The organism is Streptomyces sp. NPDC030799 (assembly GCF_055572255.1).
In genome coordinates this window covers 29,759-48,968 of sequence record NZ_JBVIDS010000014.1, presented here as the reverse complement: position 1 = coordinate 48,968, position 19,210 = coordinate 29,759, and the positions used below count along the sequence as shown (strand labels likewise).

12 protein-coding genes are annotated in these 19,210 nt (G+C 70.1%); 5 read left to right on the top strand and 7 right to left on the bottom strand.

Going from position 1 to position 19,210, the window contains the following annotated elements:
• The first annotated feature begins 18 nt into the window (after positions 1 to 18).
• Genes ACZ41I_RS31125 through ACZ41I_RS31115 form a run of 3 tightly spaced genes read left to right on the top strand, consistent with a single transcriptional unit; the run spans position 19 to position 3,364 of the window.
• The gene (locus tag ACZ41I_RS31125; RefSeq protein WP_363214697.1) at positions 19 to 1,017 is read left to right on the top strand and encodes a carbohydrate ABC transporter permease; all 999 of its coding nucleotides are present in this window, start codon (positions 19 to 21) and stop codon (positions 1,015 to 1,017) included.
• Positions 1,014 to 1,844 carry a carbohydrate ABC transporter permease gene (locus ACZ41I_RS31120; RefSeq protein WP_399772189.1) on the top strand — a complete coding sequence of 277 codons (831 nt, stop codon included), beginning with the start codon at positions 1,014 to 1,016 and terminating at the stop codon, positions 1,842 to 1,844. The genes ACZ41I_RS31125 and ACZ41I_RS31120 overlap by 4 nt, the downstream gene beginning before the upstream one ends.
• 8 nt (positions 1,845 to 1,852) lie before the next feature.
• Complete coding sequence (locus tag ACZ41I_RS31115; RefSeq protein WP_468515620.1) at positions 1,853 to 3,364, top strand: glycoside hydrolase family 3 protein; 1,512 nt, start codon at positions 1,853 to 1,855, stop codon at positions 3,362 to 3,364.
• A gap of 34 nt (positions 3,365 to 3,398) precedes the next feature.
• Here the strand turns inward: ACZ41I_RS31115 and sbnA are convergent, their stop codons facing one another.
• From sbnA to ACZ41I_RS31085, 6 genes are all read right to left on the bottom strand, one after another.
• A complete protein-coding gene (gene sbnA, locus ACZ41I_RS31110; RefSeq protein ID WP_363214694.1) occupies positions 3,399 to 4,436 on the bottom strand; it encodes a 2,3-diaminopropionate biosynthesis protein SbnA in 1,038 nt (345 codons plus the stop codon).
• Between the two features lie 35 nt (positions 4,437 to 4,471).
• Entirely contained in the window at positions 4,472 to 5,542 is a 1,071-nt protein-coding gene (gene sbnB, locus ACZ41I_RS31105) for a 2,3-diaminopropionate biosynthesis protein SbnB (RefSeq protein ID WP_468515619.1), read from the bottom strand.
• Positions 5,539 to 6,543 (bottom strand): TauD/TfdA family dioxygenase, encoded by a 1,005-nt coding sequence (locus tag ACZ41I_RS31100; protein WP_399772179.1) that lies wholly within the window; start codon positions 6,541 to 6,543, stop codon positions 5,539 to 5,541. Before ACZ41I_RS31100 ends, sbnB begins: the two co-directional genes overlap by 4 nt.
• A 113-nt stretch (positions 6,544 to 6,656) precedes the next feature.
• The gene (locus tag ACZ41I_RS31095) at positions 6,657 to 9,920 is read right to left on the bottom strand and encodes a non-ribosomal peptide synthetase (RefSeq protein ID WP_468515618.1); all 3,264 of its coding nucleotides are present in this window, start codon (positions 9,918 to 9,920) and stop codon (positions 6,657 to 6,659) included.
• A gap of 13 nt (positions 9,921 to 9,933) precedes the next feature.
• The gene (locus tag ACZ41I_RS31090) at positions 9,934 to 12,522 is read right to left on the bottom strand and encodes a Pls/PosA family non-ribosomal peptide synthetase (protein ID WP_468515617.1); all 2,589 of its coding nucleotides are present in this window, start codon (positions 12,520 to 12,522) and stop codon (positions 9,934 to 9,936) included.
• A 267-nt stretch (positions 12,523 to 12,789) separates the two neighbouring features.
• Positions 12,790 to 14,319 (bottom strand): helix-turn-helix domain-containing protein, encoded by a 1,530-nt coding sequence (locus tag ACZ41I_RS31085; RefSeq protein WP_363214688.1) that lies wholly within the window; start codon positions 14,317 to 14,319, stop codon positions 12,790 to 12,792.
• 206 nt (positions 14,320 to 14,525) lie between these two features.
• On the opposite strand from ACZ41I_RS31085, the gene ACZ41I_RS31080 reads away from it, so the two are divergent.
• Positions 14,526 to 15,221, top strand: coding sequence for a hypothetical protein (locus tag ACZ41I_RS31080; RefSeq protein ID WP_468324326.1), 696 nt, complete (start codon positions 14,526 to 14,528; stop codon positions 15,219 to 15,221).
• 56 nt (positions 15,222 to 15,277) lie between these two features.
• On the opposite strand, the gene ACZ41I_RS31075 is transcribed toward ACZ41I_RS31080, so the two are convergent.
• A complete protein-coding gene (locus tag ACZ41I_RS31075; RefSeq protein ID WP_399772168.1) occupies positions 15,278 to 15,934 on the bottom strand; it encodes a class I SAM-dependent methyltransferase in 657 nt (218 codons plus the stop codon).
• 279 nt (positions 15,935 to 16,213) lie between these two features.
• On the opposite strand from ACZ41I_RS31075, the gene ACZ41I_RS31070 reads away from it, so the two are divergent.
• Entirely contained in the window at positions 16,214 to 19,009 is a 2,796-nt protein-coding gene (locus ACZ41I_RS31070) for an aconitate hydratase (RefSeq protein ID WP_399772166.1), read from the top strand.
• The last annotated feature ends 201 nt before the right edge of the window (positions 19,010 to 19,210 follow it).

Sequence of the window (19,210 nt, the reverse complement as noted above, 5' to 3'; positions counted from 1 at the left end):
CGGAAGAGATGGCAATTCATGTCAGTGCAGACCGAAGGCACGGACACGGCCGGTCAGCCCGCTGTCCGCAAGGCCCGGACAGCCGGGCCGCCGAGAGGTGAGGACCGCGGCTCCCGGTCCCCGGCCCGCCGCGGCGCCGCCGCCCCCTATCTCCTGCTGCTGCCCGCGCTGCTGGCCACAGTGGTCCTGCTCGGCTGGCCCCTGGTCAAGAACGGCATGCTGTCGTTCCAGAACCTCAACCCGCGGCAGCTCATCCAGCACCTCACCGAGTGGAACGGCGTCGAGAACTACCGGCAGGTGCTGTCCGAGCCGGAGTTCTGGCACGTCGCCGAGCGCTCCGTCTTCTTCACCGCCGCCAACGTCGTCCTCATCATGGGGCTCGGCACCCTGATCGGCCTGCTGCTGGCCCGGCTCGGCAAGAAGATGCGGCTGCTGCTCATGATCGGCCTCGTCCTCGCCTGGGCCATGCCCTACGTCGCCGCCACCACCGTCTACCAGTGGCTGTTCGCCCAGCGCTTCGGCGTCGTCAACTGGGTCCTGGACAAGCTCGGCTGGCACTCCATGGCCGACCACAACTGGATGGGCAGCCAGTTCTCCACATTCTTCGTGGTCATCCTGCTGATCGTGTGGCAGTCGGTGCCGTTCGTGGCGATCAACCTGTACGCCGCCACCACCACGATCCCCAAGGAGCTGTACGAGGCCGCGTCCCTGGACGGCGCCGGCGCCTGGCAGAGCTTCACCTCGGTGACCCTGCCCTTCCTGCGGCCGTTCCTGTACGCCACGACCTTCCTGGAGGTCATCTGGGTCTTCAAGTCGTTCACGCAGCTCTTCGCGATGAACGCGGGCGGACCCGACCACCTCACCGAGACCCTGCCGATCTACGCCTACGTCGAAGGCGTCGGCAACCAGCACTTCGGGGTCGGCGCGGCGATCTCCTTCCTGACCATCCTGGCCCTGCTCGTCATCACCTCGTACTACCTGCGCATGGTGCTCAAGCAAGAGGAGGACGAGCTGTGAAGCGCTCGCTCTTCGGCCGTATCTGGCCCAACGCGACCGCCGTCGTCCTCTTCGCCGGCTTCGTGTTCCCCGTCTACTGGATGTTCGCGACGGCCTTCAAACCGACCGGCGACATCATCGCCGACGACCCGGTGTGGTTCCCGACGCACGTCACCCTCGGCCACTTCAAGAAGGCGATCGACGCCGACCACTTCTGGACCCTGGTCGCCAACTCCGTCACCGTCACGGTCCTGTCGGTCGTCTTCTCGCTCGTCATCGCCCTGGTCGCGGCCTTCGCGCTCGCCCGGATGCGGTTCAGGGGCCGGCGCGGGCTCATCGTGACGTTCATGCTCGCGCAGATGGCCCCCTGGGAGGTCATGATCATCGCCATCTACATGATCGTCCGTGACGACGACATGCTGGACAGCCTGGTCCCGCTCACCGTCTTCTACACGATGATGGTGCTCCCGCTGACCGTCCTGACGCTGCGCGGCTATGTCGCCGCCGTGCCCAAGGACCTGGAGGAGGCGGCCATGGTCGACGGCTGCACCCGCACCCAGGCGTTCATCCGGGTCATCTTCCCGCTGCTGGCCCCCGGTCTGATGGCGACCTCGCTGTTCGGGTTCATCACCGCCTGGAACGAGTTCCCGCTCGTCCTGATCCTCAACAAGGACATCGAGAAGCAGACGCTGCCGCTGTGGCTTTCACAGTTCCAGACCGCCTTCGGCGACGACTGGGGGGCCACGATGGCCGCCTCGTCCCTGTTCGCGCTGCCCATCCTGATCCTCTTCATCTTCCTGCAACGCAAGGCTGTCAGCGGTCTCACCGACGGCGCCGTGAAGGGATGACCCGGCCGATGACCACACTCGCCACCACTGCATCCGACAGCGGCTCCGCCGCGGGTGACACCCTCACCCGCGACGCCCTCGCCGTGCTGCAGCCGGGGTTCGACGGCACCACCGCGCCGGACTGGGTGCGCCGCCGCCTCGGTGAGGGCCTCGCCTCCGTCGCCCTGTTCGGCCGCAACATCGTCAGCGAGGACCAGGTCACCGCGCTCACCGCCCAGTTGCGGGCCGAACGCGACGACCTGCTGGTCGCCATCGACGAGGAGAGCGGCGACGTCACCCGTCTCGACGTACGCACCGGCTCCGCCTTTCCCGGCAACCACGCTCTCGGCGCCGTCGACGACCCCGCCCTCACCCGGTCCGTCGCCCGCGAGCTGGGCCGGCGGCTGGCCGGCTGCGGTGTCACCTTCGACTGGGCGCCCTCCGCCGACGTCAACGCCAACCCCGACAACCCCGTCATCGGGGTGCGCTCCTTCGGCACGAGCACCGACCTCGTCGCCCGGCACACCGCCGCCTGGGTCGAGGGCCTGCAGTCCACCGGCGTCGCCGCCTGCACCAAGCACTTCCCGGGCCACGGTGACACCAACGTCGACTCCCACCACGCCCTACCGCGCATCGACGTCGACACCGACACCCTCTACGCCCGCGAACTGCCCCCGTTCCGCGCCGCCATCGCCGCCGGCACCCGCGCCGTCATGAGCGCCCACATCCTGGTGCCCGCCCTCGACCCCGACCGCCCTGGCACCCTCTCCCGCCGCGTCCTCACCGAGCTGCTGCGCGAGGAACTCGGCTACCGGGGTCTGATCGTCACCGACGGCATGGAGATGCGGGCGATTTCCGGCGCCTACGGCCTGGAACGGGGGGTGGTCCTCGCGATCGCGGCCGGTGCCGACGCCATCTGTGTCGGCGGCGGGCTGTGCGACGAGGGCACCGTGCTGAAGCTGCGGGACGCGCTCGTGGCCGCCGTACGCTCCGGCGAACTGGCCGAGGAACGGCTCGCGGACGCGGCCGCCCGGGTGCGTGACCTCGCCGCATGGACCGTCACGGCCCGCGGCGCCGCGGCCGAGGCCGCACCCGACCCCGGGATCGGCCTGGTCGCCGCCCGCCGCGCCCTGACCGTGACCCGGAGCGGTGCCCCCGCACCGGTCACCGAGCCCGTGTACGTCGCCCGGTTCGACCCCGTACCCAACATCGCCGTCGGCGACCAGACCCCGTGGGGCGTGGCCGCCGAGCTGGCACGGCTGCTGCCCGGCACCGCCTCCGGATCCTTCACCGGTGACGGTGCCGCCTCGCAGGTCGTCGCCGCCGCCGACGGCCGGCGGATCGTCGCCGTGGTCCGCGACGAACACCGGCACGGCTGGATGCGCTCCGCCCTCGACACCCTGCTCGCCGCCCGCCCCGACACCGTCGTCGTGGAGATGGGCCTGCCGCAGGCCGCCCCGCGCGGCGCCCTGCACATCGCCACCCACGGCGCCGCCCGGGTGTGCGGAGTCGCGGCGGCGGAGGCCGTCGTCGCGGGCTGACCCCGCGTCTTTGACGGGCTCCGCCGGACAGCGCCTAGGGTCTGCGCCGGCGGCCCGTCGCCCGGGACGCGGACTTGGGCTCCCGGGGCGCGCTGCGCACCTCGTCGGTGCCCAGTTCGCCGTCGAGGACCTGGTCGCCGTACAGGTCCTGCAGCCAGTTGCTCTGGTAGACGGTGTCGAGGTAGCGCTCGCCGAGGTCCGGCGCGACGGCCACCGCGGTGAGGCCGCGGGTGTCGTGCCGGGCCAGCCAGTCCGTCGCGCCGCTGACCACCGTCCCGGTGGAGCCGCCGAACAGGAAGCCGCGTCTGGCCATGCGGTGACACATACGGATGGTGTCGGTCTCCTCGACGCGGAGCACCTCGTCCACGAAGGACTCGTCGAGCAGCGGCGGGCGCATGCTCATCCCGAGGCCCGGGATCATCCGGCGGCCGGGTTCGCCGCCGAACGCCACCGAGCCCACGGCGTCCACGGCGACGATCCGCACCGGCCGGTGCCACTGCCTGAACCAGCGGGCGCAGCCCATCAGGGTTCCGGTGGTGCCCGCCCCGAGGAAGAGGACGTCCAGTTCCGGGAACTGGGAGGCGATCTCCGGCGCGGTGGTGCGGTAGTGCGCCAGCCAGTTGCCCGCGTTGGTGTACTGGCTGAGCCAGACATACCGGTCGTCGGACGCGCACAGCGCACGGACGTACTCGATGCGCATGCCCAGGAAGCCCCCGTTGGCGTCCTTGTCGGACACGATGTGCACGTCGCTGCCGAGCGCCTCCATCAGCAGTCTGGTCGACAGGTTGCACCGGGAGTCCGTCACACACAGAAACCGGTAGCCCTTGCTGGCGGCGATCATGCTGAGCGCGACGCCGAGGTTCCCGGACGAGGACTCGACGAGGATGGAATCCGGCCTCAGGAGTCCGTCACGCTCGGCGCTCTCCACCATCTCGTTCGCGGCCTTCAGTTTGATGGAGCCGGCGAAGTTGAAACCCTCGCACTTCAGATAGAGGGGGTATCCGCAGATCGACTTCAGGTCGACGAAGAGATGACCCTCGTTGAAGGCGTAGGGAGCGGATATGACAGGCACGGCGGGCCTCCTGGTGCCAGGCCGAAACAGCGGCCTCAGCCGTATCGGCGCAGGTCGTGGAAGAAGTCGTCGATGAGGCGGAGCTGTCCCGCCCGGGCCACCTCGTCGTAGACGTACTTGCCGACGACGAGGTCGAGGACGCCGAGCCCGAAGGGCGAGAAGATCACCGGCCGGTCGGTCGGCGGTGCGGCCCGTCCGAGCATCACGTCGTTGAGGGTTCCGTTCAGGAAGTCCCGGTTACCGGTCCGCTGTTCGACCAGGTGGGGGGACGTGTCGGCCTTCAGGCAGTGCTCGACGTCGTCCACGAAGTTGGCCGAGCCGAGCAGGACCTCGGGGGCGAGGTCACGCAGGGACACGTGCAGGACCAGCGGGTTGTGGGTGAACCAGGCCGGGTCGGTGACATGCGGCTCGCCCGCGATGGTGGCGAAGACCAGAAGGTCGCTGCCGCGGACGAGGTCCTCGGCGCGGTCGTGGACGGTGATCCGCGCCCCGGTGCCGGCCCGCTGCAGGTAGCCGCGGAAGCCGTCGGCGCTGCCGCGGGACACGTCGTGCACGCCCACCGTCTCGAACTCCCAGCCGGTGCCGTCCAGGAAGGTGTGGATGTAGCGGGCGATCAGACCGGTGCCGAAGAAGCCGACCCGGGTGGGGCGGGGCCGGCCGCGGCTGAGCCAGTCGGCCGCCAGCGCCGCGGACGCCGCCGTCCGGGTGGCGCTGATGATCGAGCTCTCCAGACAGGCGAACGGGTAACCCGTGTCGTGGTCGTTGAGGATGAGCACCGCCGAGGCCCGTGGCAGCCCGGCGCTCACGTTCTCCGGAAAGCTGGAGATCCACTTCAGGCCGTCCACCCGGACCGGCCCGCCGATGGAGGCCGGCAGCGCGATGATCCGCGCGGTGGGCCGGTCGGGGAACCGCAGGAAGTACGACGGCGGGTTCACCGAGTCCCCGGCACCGTGCAGCCGGTAGGCGGTCTCCACCAGCTCCACGAGCTGTTTCTCGCGCCCGCTCAGCGCGTCCTGCACCTGCTCACCGGAGATCACCGCGAAGGACGGCACCGAAGGCCGGCCGGGAGAGGGCCGCTGGGCAGTGCTCGACAGTACGTCGGTCATCGCTCGCTCGCCTCCCGGCCCGGCCCGCGGTCGGCCAGGTGAAGGGGCTCGCCCATGCCGACCAGGATCTGCCGCTCTCCGGCGAAGGGCTCTCGGCTGTGCGCCGTGCGGATGTTGTCCACGAGCAGCAGATCACCGGCCTGCCAGGGCTCGCGCCGGGTGTGCGCCTCGTAGGTGCTGTTGAGCAGCTGGACGACGTCCTCGCCGATCGGACTGCCGTCGCCGTAGCGGGTGTTGAACGGCAGGCCGTCCGGGCCGTACACGTCCACCAGGTACTCGCGCACCTCGGGGGCCAGCGTCCACTCGTTGAGGAAGGCGATCTGGTTGAACCAGCAGCGCCGGCCCGTGACCGGGTGCCGTACGACGGCGGGGCGGCGCTGCTCGGTGTGCAGCGACCCGTCGGCCAGCCAGGTGAAGTCGATGGCGTTGGCCCGGCAGTAGCGTTCGATCTCGGCGCGGTCGGTGGTGCCGAACGACTCCGCGAGCGACGCCCCGATCTCCTCGTTGTAGGAGCGGGTCAGCAGCCAGCCCGCACGCTCGAACCGTTCGGTCAGCCCGGTGGGCAGCGCCGCGAGGACCTGTTCGGCGTCGGCCACCGCGGTCGCCCCGCCCTGCTCGGGGGCGGTCAGGCACGCGAACAGCAGCAGGCCGGGCACCTGAAGCCGGTAACTGAGCTCGTGGTGCATGCACATCGGCTGGTTGTCCGGCCAGGGGGTCGAGGAGTACAGCCCCGGACCGTGGGCGTCACGGGGGGCGAACGCCTCCCGCTCCGTGATGAGGTCACCGGCCAGGGACGCGAAGACGGCGCCGACGGTGTCCGTGTCCCGCAGCCCGAGGCCGCGGACGACCAGCGCCCCGTGCTCGGTGACCTGCGCGCGCAGCGCCTCGCGGTGCTCGGCTGCCCAGCTCGGGGCATCGCCCGGGACGTCGACGCGCAGCAGCGCGGGCCGGTCCGGCCGCAGCTCCGCATCGAGGGCGGATGCCAGGGATGAGGACGGCATCTCGGTTTCCTTTCGGTCGACCGCCTGGAGGTCCGACCGGATCGGTCCGGCGGGATCGGTCCGGCGGGATCAGTCCGGCGGGTTCGGGTCCGACGGGGTTCGGTCCCGCGGGTTCAGGAGGAGGCGAGGGGGACGACGGCACTCAGGACGGCCTGCGCCGCCTCGGCCGGACGGGTACGGAGGAAGTAGTGGCCGCCGTCGGCCAGTTCGTACAGATCGACGTGTTCGGCCAGGAGCAGCCAGTCGCGGTGGTGCTGGGCGTAACCCTTCGTGTACGGGTCGTCGGCGGCGACCACCGCCAGGACGGGAGCGGTCAGCCGCACCGGCGGCGGGCTTTCCAGGACGGCGCGGAAATACGTGTGCGCGGACACACAGTCGTGCCGGTAGGCGGCACCGATGTGCCGGGCGTGCTGCTCGTTCAGTTCCGCGAGTTCGGCGTAGCCGCCGTCCGCGGTCAGCTGCGCCGCGACCTCGGCGTCGCTGCGGCCCGCCAGTTCGGCGATGGCGGCGTTCCGGTCGGCGGCGGTGCCGAGCAGGTGCGCACCGAGGAACACCCGCGTCACCCGGACACCGCGCTCCTGCAGCCTCCTGGCCGTCTCGACGGCCGGCGCGGTGCCGGAGGAGTGGCCCCACAGCATGACCCGGGTCAGGCCGCGCGCCGTGATCTCGGCGGCGACCTGCTCGGCCACCTGCTCGATCGACGCGAACGGCTCGGGGTGCGCGGCCAGGTGGTGACCGGGCAGCTCGACCGCGAGGACCGCGATGCCGCTGCCCGCCAACGCGCTCGCCATCGGCTGGAAGTTGACCGCGTTGCCGCCCGCGTAGGGGAAGCACACCAGGGCGCACTCCGGCGTACCGCGCGCTGTCGTCAGCGGCTGCAGCAGCTCCGGGCGCTGCCGGGCCGTGCCGTCCAGGAGAGCGGCCAGGTCGGCGAGCACGGGGTGCCGGGTGATGTCCTTCAGGGACACCGCGCGGTCGAGCGCGATGCTGAGCTTGACCGCGGTCAGGGAGGTGCCCCCGGAGTCGAAGAAGTGGTCCGTCCGGCCGATCTGCCGCTCGGGCACCCCCAGCAGCTCGGCCCAGACCGCCGCCAGTCTCCGCTCGGCCGGGCTGAGTACATCCTGCCCCCCTGCGTCCGCTTCGGGGGCCGGCGCCGTCCGTTCTGCAAGCTCGGTCAGGGCCTTGCGGTCGGTCTTGCCGTTGGCGGTCAGCGGAAGGCCGTCCCGCCAGTGGAAGGCCGAGGGGACCATATAGGCGGGCAGCGCCGCGCCGAGTGCCTCGCGCAGCACCTCCGGCTGCTGCTGCGCGCCGGTGTAGAAGGCGATCAGCTGCTTGCTCCCGCCGGCCCGCTCGGCGACGACCACCGCGCCGTCCCGTACACCGTCCACCCGCAGCAGACAGTTCTCGATCTCGCCGATCTCGATGCGGAAACCCCGGATCTTGACCTGGTTGTCCCGCCGGCCGAGGAACTCCAGCTTGCCGCCGGGGTGCCAGCGCCCCCAGTCACCGCCCAGGTAGAGCCGCTCACCGGGCCGGTACGGGTCCGCCCGGTACGCCTCACGGGTCCGCTCGGGATCGTTGACGTACCCCCGGCCCACGCAGACACCGGAGAACGCGATCAGGCCCGGGGCGCCCAGCGGCACCAGTGACAGATGCTCGTCCACGACGTAGACGCGCACATTGCCCACCGCACGCCCCAGCAGCACCCGTTCCGGTACGGCGTCCAGGACCTCGTGGTTGGTGTCGTCCGACGTCTCCGTCAGACCGTAGGCGTTGAGCAGCCTGATCCCCGGCTGGACCGCGAACCAGCGCTGCACCAGCTCCCGTTTCAGCGCCTCTCCGGTCACCGACACACACCGCAGGTCCGGCAGCGTGCGGGGGTGCCGCTCCAGGTACGAGACCACGGCCTCCAGGTAGGAGGGCACCACCTGCACCACGCCGACCCGGCCGCGCTCCAGGGTGTCGACGAACCGCTCCACGTCCGTGATCACGTCCTGCTCGACCAGCAGCGTCCGGCCGCCGACCAGCAGCGCCGAGATCAGCTGCCACAGGGAGATGTCGAAGCACTGCGGCGCCGTCTGCGCCACGACGCTTCCCTCACCGATGCCCAGGTCGTCGATCTTGGCGTGGAGATGGTTGAGCATGCCGGCGTGCTCGCACATCGCCCCCTTCGGCTCGCCGGTGGAGCCGGAGGTGAAGTAGATGTACGCCAGCCGGCCGGCGTCGATCGGGAGGCCGAGATCGCCGTCCTCGTGCGGTTCCGCGTACGCCGCGTCGATCAGCAGCTTCTCGCATCCGGGCAGGGCGGCCAGCGCCTGGTCGAGGGTGTGGGTGCTGCCCGGTTCGGTCAGGACCAGCCGGCACCCCGCCCGCGACAACGTTGCCGTGATCCGGCCGGCCGGGAAGTGCGGTTCGACCGGCAGGTAGGTGCCGCCCGCCTTGAACACCGCCAGCGTCGCCGCCAGCCAGTCGAGGTTGCGTTCGGTGACGACGGCGACCACGTCCTCCGCGCCGAGCCCCCTCGCCCTGAGCGCGCGTGCCAGCCTGTTGGCGCGCCGGTTGAGTTCGCCGTACGTCCACTCCCGCCCGCCGTGCACGGCCGCCACCGCCTGCGGATGGGCCCGTACCCGTTCCTCGAAGAGTTCGTGTGCGCGCGCGTCCGGCAGCGGCCGGCGGGGACCGGCCAGGCCTTCCAGCTGCTCATGCACCTCGTCCGCCGACAGCAGGCTCTGCCGTGTGTGGTCGGCGTGCACGTCCGCCGCCATCGACCGCAGCGCCGTGAGATGGTAGCCGCCGATCCGCGCCGCGGCCGTGGCGTCCAACACGTCCGTGCGGTACCTCAGGCGCAGCATCAGCCGTCCGCCCCGGTCGGACCAGCGCACGTGCAGCACACCGTCGTCGCCGTGCGCCTCGTCGTCGCCCATCGGCCCGAACACGACCTCGTACGAGGGCTCCGTCAGCCCCAGTTCCCGGCGCAGCTGGGCCACCGGGAACTCACGGGCCGCCAGGAGCTCCGCCTCGGTGTGCTCGGTGGCCGTCACCAGGTCCCGCCAGGACCCGGGGGAGACGGTCAGACGACACGGCAGCGGCTCGCCGTGCACTCCGGCGGTGTACCCCGTCACCACCTCCTGCTCGCCGGACAGCGCGGCCAGCACCTTGGCGTGCGCCGCCAGCAGCAGCGCGCTGATCGGCACGCCCGACCGCCGTACCAGGGCGCGCACCGCGTCCGCCAGGTCGTCCGGGACGGCCGCCTCCTGCTCGGCCGTTCCGGCAACCCGCTCCCGTGCCCAGCGGGGCACGGCGGTGGCACCGCCTGCGGTCAGTACACGACTCCAGAACTCCCGGTCCGACCGGTCCGTCTGCACGCGCGTTCCCATCGCACGTCCTTCCTCAACTCGCGGTCGCCGCAGGGGCGTTGGCTGTCGACGTGGCCCGGCCGGTGCCGTGCGGCCGGCTGCCGGCCTCCGGCATGTCCACGGCCGGATTGCCACCCCACCGGGCGTCCGGCGGGACTTCCTCGCCCTTCATGAGGAAGGAATCGGGTGCCAGCACCGCACCGTCGCCCATGGTCACGCCGTAGTGCACATGGGCGCCGACGCCCAGCGTGCAGCCGGCGCCGAGCGTGGAGCGGTCGGACTTGAAGGTGCCGTCCTCCTGCGAGTGGCACTGGATCTTGCTGCCGGCGTTGAGGGTGCACTCGTCGCCGATGGTGGTGAGGGTGCGTTCGGTCAGGTAGCAGCCGTCGTCGAACACCCTGCGGCCGATGCGGACGCCCAGCAGCCGCCAGACCAGGGCCTTGAAGGGCGTGCCGTTGAAGATGTTGAGGTAGTGGTCCGGCACCTTCCACAGGCGCTCGTGCCACCAGAAGTACGGGTCGTAGATGGAGCACAACCGGGGCCGCAGCGCACGGAACCTCGGGATGCACCGCTCCACCAGGACGAAGTAGAGGGTGCTGAACGCGAGCGTGAGGGCCAGATACCCGGCGATCACCACATGTCCGAGCACTCCGTACAGATCCACGGACGCGAGCCCGAACAGCGTCAGGGCGAAGGTGTGCAGCCACCGCGCGCCCAGCATGACGGCCATCGAGCGGAGGTTGTAGCGGTTCTTGCCGGCGAGACTGCGGTGCAGTGCGTCGCCGGTGCGAAGGTCGTCGAACCGCGCGTCACGTTCCACCGACCGGGGTATCTCGAAGCAGGGCGAGCCGAGGAGCCCCACGTTCTCCCGGATCTCGCCGTCGAGGGGCACCATCACCTTCGTCGCCAGCAGACAGTTGGCGCCCGTTCTGCCGCCCGCGGGATAGGCGATGTTGTTGCCGAGGAAGTTACGGGGCCCGATCGACGCGGGGGCCAGCCGGAAGGACGTACTGGAGTAGTCGGCGTTGAGGACGGACAGTCCGTCGGCCACCATCGTTCCGCTGCCCACCGAGACGAGGAACGGGGTCTCGTGCTGCACTTCGGTGCCGAAGTTCGACCCGGTCTGCTCGACCCGCGACAGGTCGTACCCGATTCCCCGGAGATAGTGGACGATGTAGGAGCTGTCGCCGAACAGCCAGGCGAAGAACTTGATGTTCGTCATGCGAGCCGTCGCCCGGTGCACCGCGTAGTGGAATCCGTACAGCGGATAGACCCGGCCCGGCTTGACGGCCAGAGCCAGCAGCCGCGGCACGGTGCACAGGGCGACCAGGCCCAGCACCACGAAGCCGAAGAACAGCACGAGCGAGAGTTCCAGCGCGTCCGGGACCAGCTCCGACCGTTTCAGCGGGGCCAGCTGCGGATCGAGACGGCTGCCGATCGCCGGTACCTCGGTGAACAGCATGTACACCCCGCCGACGGTCAGCGGTATGGCGACGAGGAACAGCTGCAGCAGCGTCCCGAGGCCGAACCAGGCCCGGCGGGCGGTCCCGCACCTGGCCGGCGCGACCCGCAGGTAGTCGGTCTGCGTGGGCTCCGCCGGCGAGCCGTGCCAGTGCTCACCGTCCGGGACCACCTGACCGCGGTGCAGGGCGGAGGCATGACCGAGCTGTGCGCCGTCGCCCATCGCGGTGTCGATGTCCAGGACGGTCTTCTCGCCGATGTACACGTCCCGGCCGAGCGTGATCCGGCCGGTCTGGATGCGTCCTGCGTGGGCCCGGTAACCGAGGAGGAACGAGTCCTTGCGGATCACGGTGCCCGCACCGATGGTCAGCAGGTCGGTGCAGACCGGGACGGAATGGGACAGGATCGTGACGCCCTTGCCGATCCGTGCGCCGAGCGCCCGGAGATACAGCACGTACGGCGGGGTTCCGACGAGGAAAATCATCGGGTTCGCGTGGAGCAGTACCTTGACGAGCCAGAAACGCAGATACGTCAGGCCCCAGACGGGAAACTCACCCGGTTTCCAGCGGCCGACGAGAAGCCATTTCGCGGCGACCGGGAACGCGCACAGGACGAGGAACCCGATGCCTCCGAAGACAAGTGACCGCAGATAGACGTCGGCCAGGCCCGAACCGGCGGCGATCCATTCGTATCCCGCGGCGGTGGCGAACCCGGAAACGAGGGAGTATCCGAGGAAGACCACCAACTGAAAGGTGCCGCAGAGAAGATGGCACAGCCGCTTTCCGCGCTCCGTCAAAACCAGCGGCGCCTTGCGCGCCGAGTGGGTCCTCGTTGCCGGGGCGGCCGGGGCGGTCGCCACTTCGGCGTTCACCGCTCCGGTGCTCGCCGCTCCGGCGGGCGCCGCGGGAGCGGCCTGTTCGAGGGCCGCCGTCAGGCTGCGGATGGTCGGATACCGGTAGATGTCCTTCATGGACGGGGACGGCAGATCCGCTGTCTTCCGCAGACGTGCGCAGAACTGGGCCATGACCAGGGAATTGGCGCCGAGGTCGGTGAAGAAATGGCTGTCGACCGGAACTCGCTCGGCGCCCGTGACGTCGGCCAGTGCCTCCGCGAATCTGCGCTCGGTCTCCGCTATGTGGACCTCGGAGGACTGCTCCACCATGCCATCTCCCGGAGAACGTGTGAAACGCCAGTGACTGGTTCTTTTCTGATCACGAACCGGCAGATTCAGTGTGGCCAGGCAGACGGGAGGCTGCCACTTCTGGTCGATCGCCCCGCGCACGGAGAACGCTCGGGGGGCGCATATTCCTTGGTGGCACGCACGAATGGGGCACACCGGGAATCACCCGAACGGCGGTCCCCGAAGCCGTGCACCCCTCGGTCCGGGTGCACGGACCGAGGGGTGCGGTGAACGATTCCGGGAGCGGGCTCAGATGTCCCGGAAGATCTCGATCTGCGCGCCGATCGAGTTCAGCCGCTCGGCGAGGTCCTCGTAACCCCGGTTGATGACGTACACATTGCGCAGGACCGAGGTGCCCTCGGCCGCCATCATCGCCAGCAGGACGACCACGGCGGGGCGCAGGGCGGGCGGGCACATCATCTCGGCCGCGCGCCAGCGGGTCGGCCCCTCGACCAGCACCCGGTGCGGGTCGAGGAGTTGCAGCCGGCCGCCGAGGCGGTTGAGGTCCGTGAGGTAGATCGCGCGGTTGTCGTAGACCCAGTCGTGGATGAGCGTCTGGCCCTGCGCGACCGCCGCGATGGCCGCGAAGAACGGGACGTTGTCGATGTTCAGGCCCGGGAACGGCATCGGGTGGATCTTGTCGATCGGTGCCTCCAGCTTGGAGGGCCGGACGGTCAGGTCCACCAGGCGGGTACGGCCGTTGTCCGCGAAGTACTCGGGGCTGCGGTCGTGGTCGAGACCCATCTCCTCCAGCACCGCCAGCTCGATCTCCAGGAACTCGATCGGCACCCGGCGCACGGTCAGCTCCGACTCGGTCACCACGGCGGCGGCCAGCAGGCTCATCGCCTCGACCGGGTCCTCGGAGGGGGAGTAGTCGACGTCGACGTCGATGTTCGGCACGCCGTGCACGGTGAGCGTGGTGGTGCCGATGCCCTCGACCTTGACGCCGAGGGCCTCCAGGAAGAAGCACAGGTCCTGGACCATGTAGTTGGAGGAGGCGTTGCGGATGACCGTCACGCCGTCGTGCCGGGCGGCGGCCAGCAGCGCGTTCTCGGTCACGGTGTCGCCGCGCTCGGTCAGCACGATCGGGCGGTCGGGGCGGACCGTGCGGTCGACCCGCGCGTGGTACTGCCCTTCGGTGGCCGCGATGTCGAGGCCGAACCGGCGCAGCGCGATCATGTGCGGCTCGATGGTGCGCGTGCCCAGGTCGCAGCCGCCGGCGTACGGCAGTTTGAAGTGGTCCATGCGGTGCAGCAGCGGGCCGAGGAACATGATGATGGAGCGGGTGCGCACGGCGGCGTCCGCGTCGATCGCCGCCATCTCCAGCTCGGCCGGCGGCACCAGCTCCAGGTCGACGCCGTCGTTGATCCAGCGGGTGCGCACACCAATGGAGTTCAGCACCTCCAGAAGGCGGTACACCTCCTCGATCCGCGCGACCCGGCGCAGCACCGTGCGCCCCTTGTTGAGCAGCGAGGCGCACAGCAGTGCCACACAGGCGTTCTTGCTGGTCTTGACGTCGATGGCACCGGACAGCCGGCGGCCGCCGACGACGCGCAGATGCATCGGACCCGCGTATCCCAGCGACACGATCTCGCTGTCCAGGGCTTCACCGATTCGGGCGATCATCTCAAGGCTGATGTTCTGGTTCCCGCGCTCGATACGGTTGACCGCGCTCTGGCTGGTGCCGAGCGCCTCCGCCAGCTGCGTCTGTGTCCAGCCTCGGTGTTGCCGGGCGTCACGGATGAGCTTGCCGATGCGTACGAGGTAGTCGTCTGCCATGGGGTTGAGGTTATCTCAGATATGAGATGGCGCCCGTTGGGGGGTCCATTCGGGTGATGCCGGTGACGGTCTGTCAATAGCGCGGCGCCCAACGACGTGTGGGTACCCGGAAAGATCCGGGCAAATCAGCCGATGTCCCAGGTGTTCGACCGTCCAGGCAACCCAGGCCCGCCCGTGCCCCTCTGAGAGCCCGAAGGGGGATGCACATGAAGACCAGGACATATCGGTACGTTCTCGCCGCGTTGCTCGTCGGCTGCTGCACGGTCGTCTCCTGCGGCGCCAAGCACGCGGGTGCGGCGGGCGGCGGCGGACCTGCATCGCAGCCGTCCGTGGCCGGGGAGCTGTGCGACGCCGAGCAGCCTTCGGACTACACGGGCGACGACATCACGGACGCCCCGTCCGACGGCCAGGAGCCTTCGGACACCACGAGCGACGACCAGGGGCTGCCCGATCTGACGTCCGACGACGACCAGGAGGTGCCGGACGAGACATCCGACGACTACCGGGAGCTGCCCGACCTCACCAGCGAGACGCAGAGCCCGTCCGAGGGCGGCACGGAGGACACGGACGAAACGGAGGACGAAACGGTGGACGGCGGGCAGGTGCCGTCGGACGGGTACCCGTGGTACTCGATGACTCGCGACTTCCGTGCCTACCTGAAGGCGAGCGCCTCGAAGGCGGACGCGGCCGTCGCCGCCCATGTGGAGAAGGTCTGCGTCCGCGCGGCCGGCAGTGACGGCCGTACGGTCTCCGACGTGTGGGTCGACTACGGCGTGTGGGAGGACGACGAGCTGGAGCGCACCGCCAGGGTCTTCGCCCGCTGGCGGCAGTCCGTCTACGGCGATCACGGCCGCGTCTCCGTCTTGGCCCCCGCCAAGATGACCGCCGAGCGCAGCTGGTAGCCGCCGCCCGGCCGGCCGGTCGTCGGGCGCTGACCCGGGGTTGGACGAGCGGCCGGTCAGCGCTGGTGCCAGACCAGGGTGTAGCGCCAGAACAGTCGGCGGCGCAGCCGTGCGCCGGGCAGTACGCGGCGGGCATCCCGAACGATGTCGGGGAAGCCCATGGTCGCCGGCCGGGTCGGTGCGGTCATGGAGGCCGGCCGCGGGGCCGTGCGGCCCTTGTTCTTGATCCAGGCCATGGCGACGTTCGACGGAATGGCGGCGGCCCCGAGTAGATGATCGCCGAGAGACCGTGCGTGGGCGAGGCCGACGACGACCAGGGTTCCGCCGGGCGCCAGATGCTGACGGAAGCGGGCGAGAGCGTCACTGAACGGCAGATGGTGGATGGTGGCGACGCAGGTGATGACGTCGTAGGAGCCGGCCGGTATGTCGCTGAGCGCATCGCCGACGGTGAAGGTCACGGGGGCATCCGGAGCGGTGAGCTCCCGCGCGCGAGCGACGATGGCCGGGTCGGCGTCGATTCCTTGCACTGTTCTGGCACGTGTGGCCAAGAGCCTGGCCAGGTCACCGCTGCCGGATCCGACGTCCAGGGCGCTGTCGAAGCGCCTGGGGAGCTGCCGCAGGAGCCACTGGTGGTAGTGGGCGTTGTGGTCCCAGGGGTGGTCGGCGTGGAACTGTTCAAGTGCGCGGAGGACCCGGGGTGCCAGTGTCGTCATGGCGTGAGTTCATCACGCCGAACGGACCGGCCCCGCTCACGAACGTGGCCAGGCCGAGTGAGACCTCGCCGCCTCCGCGGAGACAGGACGGCCGGGCTGGGCATGACCAGTCGGCGCCCATGTACTAGAGTTATCTCGACATCGAGATATCTGCCGAGGCGCACCGTAGCCGCCACTCCAGTAAGGCTTGCCTAACTTAGCCTGACCTTATCGGATCGGCCAAGCCGGCGTGGCGGCAGGATTGACGGTGGTACGCGCACATCAATGAAGGAGACTGTCGTGTCGGCGAACAGCTTCGACGCCCGCAGCACGCTGCAGGTGGGCGACGAGTCGTACGAGATCTTCCGGCTGGACAAGGTGGAGGGCTCGGCCCGCCTGCCGTACAGCCTCAAGGTCCTGCTGGAGAACCTGCTCCGCACGGAGGACGGCGCGAACATCACCGCCGACCACATCCGCGCCCTCGGCAACTGGGACTCCCAGGCCCAGCCCAGCCAGGAGATCCAGTTCACGCCGGCCCGCGTGATCATGCAGGACTTCACCGGCGTGCCCTGCGTCGTGGACCTCGCGACCATGCGTGAGGCCGTGAAGGAGCTCGGCGGCGACCCCGCCAAGATCAACCCGCTGGCGCCGGCCGAGCTGGTCATCGACCACTCCGTCATCGCCGACAAGTTCGGCACCAACGACGCCTTCAAGCAGAACGTCGAGCTGGAGTACGGCCGCAACAAGGAGCGCTACCAGTTCCTGCGCTGGGGTCAGACCGCCTTCGACGAGTTCAAGGTCGTCCCGCCCGGCACCGGCATCGTCCACCAGGTGAACATCGAGCACCTGGCCCGTGTCGTGATGGTCCGCGACGGCAAGGCCTACCCGGACACCCTGGTCGGCACCGACTCGCACACCACCATGGTCAACGGCCTCGGCGTCCTCGGCTGGGGCGTCGGCGGCATCGAGGCCGAGGCCGCCATGCTCGGCCAGCCGGTCTCCATGCTCATCCCGCGCGTCGTCGGCTTCAAGCTCACCGGTGAGCTGCAGCCCGGCACCACGGCCACCGACCTCGTGCTCACCATCACCGAGATGCTGCGCAAGCACGGCGTCGTCGGCAAGTTCGTGGAGTTCTACGGCGAGGGCGTCGCCGCCACCTCGCTCGCCAACCGCGCCACCATCGGCAACATGTCCCCGGAGTTCGGCTCCACCGCCGCGATCTTCCCGATCGACGACGAGACCCTGAACTACCTGCGCCTGACCGGCCGCTCCGACCAGCAGGTCGCGCTCGTCGAGGCCTACGCCAAGCAGCAGGGCCTGTGGCTGGACCCGAAGGCCGAGCCGGACTTCTCCGAGAAGCTGGAGCTGGACCTCTCCACGGTCGTCCCCTCCATCGCCGGCCCCAAGCGCCCGCAGGACCGCATCGTCCTGGCCGAGGCCGCCCAGCAGTTCGCCAAGGACGTCCTCAACTACGTCGAGGCTCCCGTCGCGCAGACGCCGGCCGCCGCCGACTCCGTGGTCGACGAGGCGAGCGCCGAGTCCTTCCCGGCCTCCGACGCCCCGGCCTACGGTCACGAGGAGAACGGTGCGGGCGCCCCGCAGCACGGCCAGGGCACCGGCGCCGTACCGTCCAACCCGGTCCAGGTCACCGCCCCCGACGGCACGACCTACGAGCTGGACCACGGTGCGGTGACGGTCGCGGCCATCACCTCCTGCACCAACACCTCCAACCCGTACGTCATGATCGGCGCCGCCCTCGTCGCCAAGAAGGCGGTCGAGAAGGGCCTGACCCGCAAGCCGTGGGTCAAGTCCACCCTCGCCCCGGGTTCGAAGGTCGTCACCGACTACTTCGAGAAGGCCGGCCTCACCCCGTACCTGGACAAGCTGGGCTTCAACCTCGTCGGCTACGGCTGCACCACCTGCATCGGCAACTCCGGCCCGCTGCCGGAGGAGGTCTCCAAGGCTGTCAACGACCACGACCTCGCCGTCACCTCGGTCCTCTCCGGCAACCGGAACTTCGAGGGCCGTATCAACCCCGACGTCAAGATGAACTACCTGGCGTCCCCGCCGCTGGTCGTCGCGTACGCCATCGCGGGCTCCATGAAGGTGGACATCACCCGTGACGCCCTGGGCACCGACCAGGACGGCAACCCGGTCTACCTGAAGGACATCTGGCCCTCCGAGGCCGAGGTCAACGAGGTCGTCGCCAGCGCCATCGGCGAGGACATGTTCTCGAAGTCGTACCAGGACGTCTTCGCGGGCGACGCCCAGTGGCAGTCCCTCCCGGTCCCGACCGGCAACACCTTCGAGTGGGACCCGCAGTCCACCTACGTCCGCAAGCCCCCGTACTTCGAGGGCATGGGCATGGAGCCGGCCCCGGTCGAGGACATCGCCGGCGCCCGCGTCCTCGCCAAGCTCGGCGACTCGGTCACCACCGACCACATCTCCCCGGCCGGTGCCATCAAGGCCGACACCCCCGCCGGCCAGTACCTCACGGAGCACGGCGTCGAGCGCCGCGACTTCAACAGCTACGGCTCGCGCCGCGGCAACCACGAGGTCATGATCCGCGGTACGTTCGCCAACATCCGCCTGCGCAACCAGATCGCGCCGGGCACCGAGGGCGGCTACACCCGCGACTTCACGCAGGACGGCGGCCCGGTCTCCTTCATCTACGACGCCTCCCAGAACTACCAGGCCGCCGGCATCCCGCTGGTCGTCCTGGCCGGCAAGGAGTACGGCTCCGGCTCGTCCCGCGACTGGGCCGCCAAGGGCACCGCGCTCCTCGGCGTCAAGGCCGTCATCGCCGAGTCGTACGAGCGCATCCACCGCTCGAACCTCATCGGCATGGGCGTGCTCCCGCTCCAGTTCCCGGAGGGCCAGTCGGCCGAGTCCCTCGGTCTGACCGGCGAGGAGACCTTCTCCATCTCCGGCGTCACCGAGCTGAACGACGGCACCACGCCGCGCACGGTCAAGGTCACCACCGACACCGGTGTCGAGTTCGACGCGGTCGTCCGCATCGACACCCCCGGTGAGGCCGACTACTACCGCAACGGCGGCATCATGCAGTACGTGCTGCGCAACCTGATCCGCAAGTAAGCGGCAGCGCAGGACAGTGAGGGCCGCACCCCCGGTTGCCGGGGGTGCGGCCCTCCGCCGTTGCCCGTCCCAGGGGCCGGCACCCCCCGGGGGCCCGCCCCGCCGCAAGGCCGGCCCGCGTCCTCGGGCACCTCATCCGGTCGGCCGAGGACGGCAGAGGAGCCGCCGTCGGCGAGCCCATGCCGAGACCGTCCGCACGCC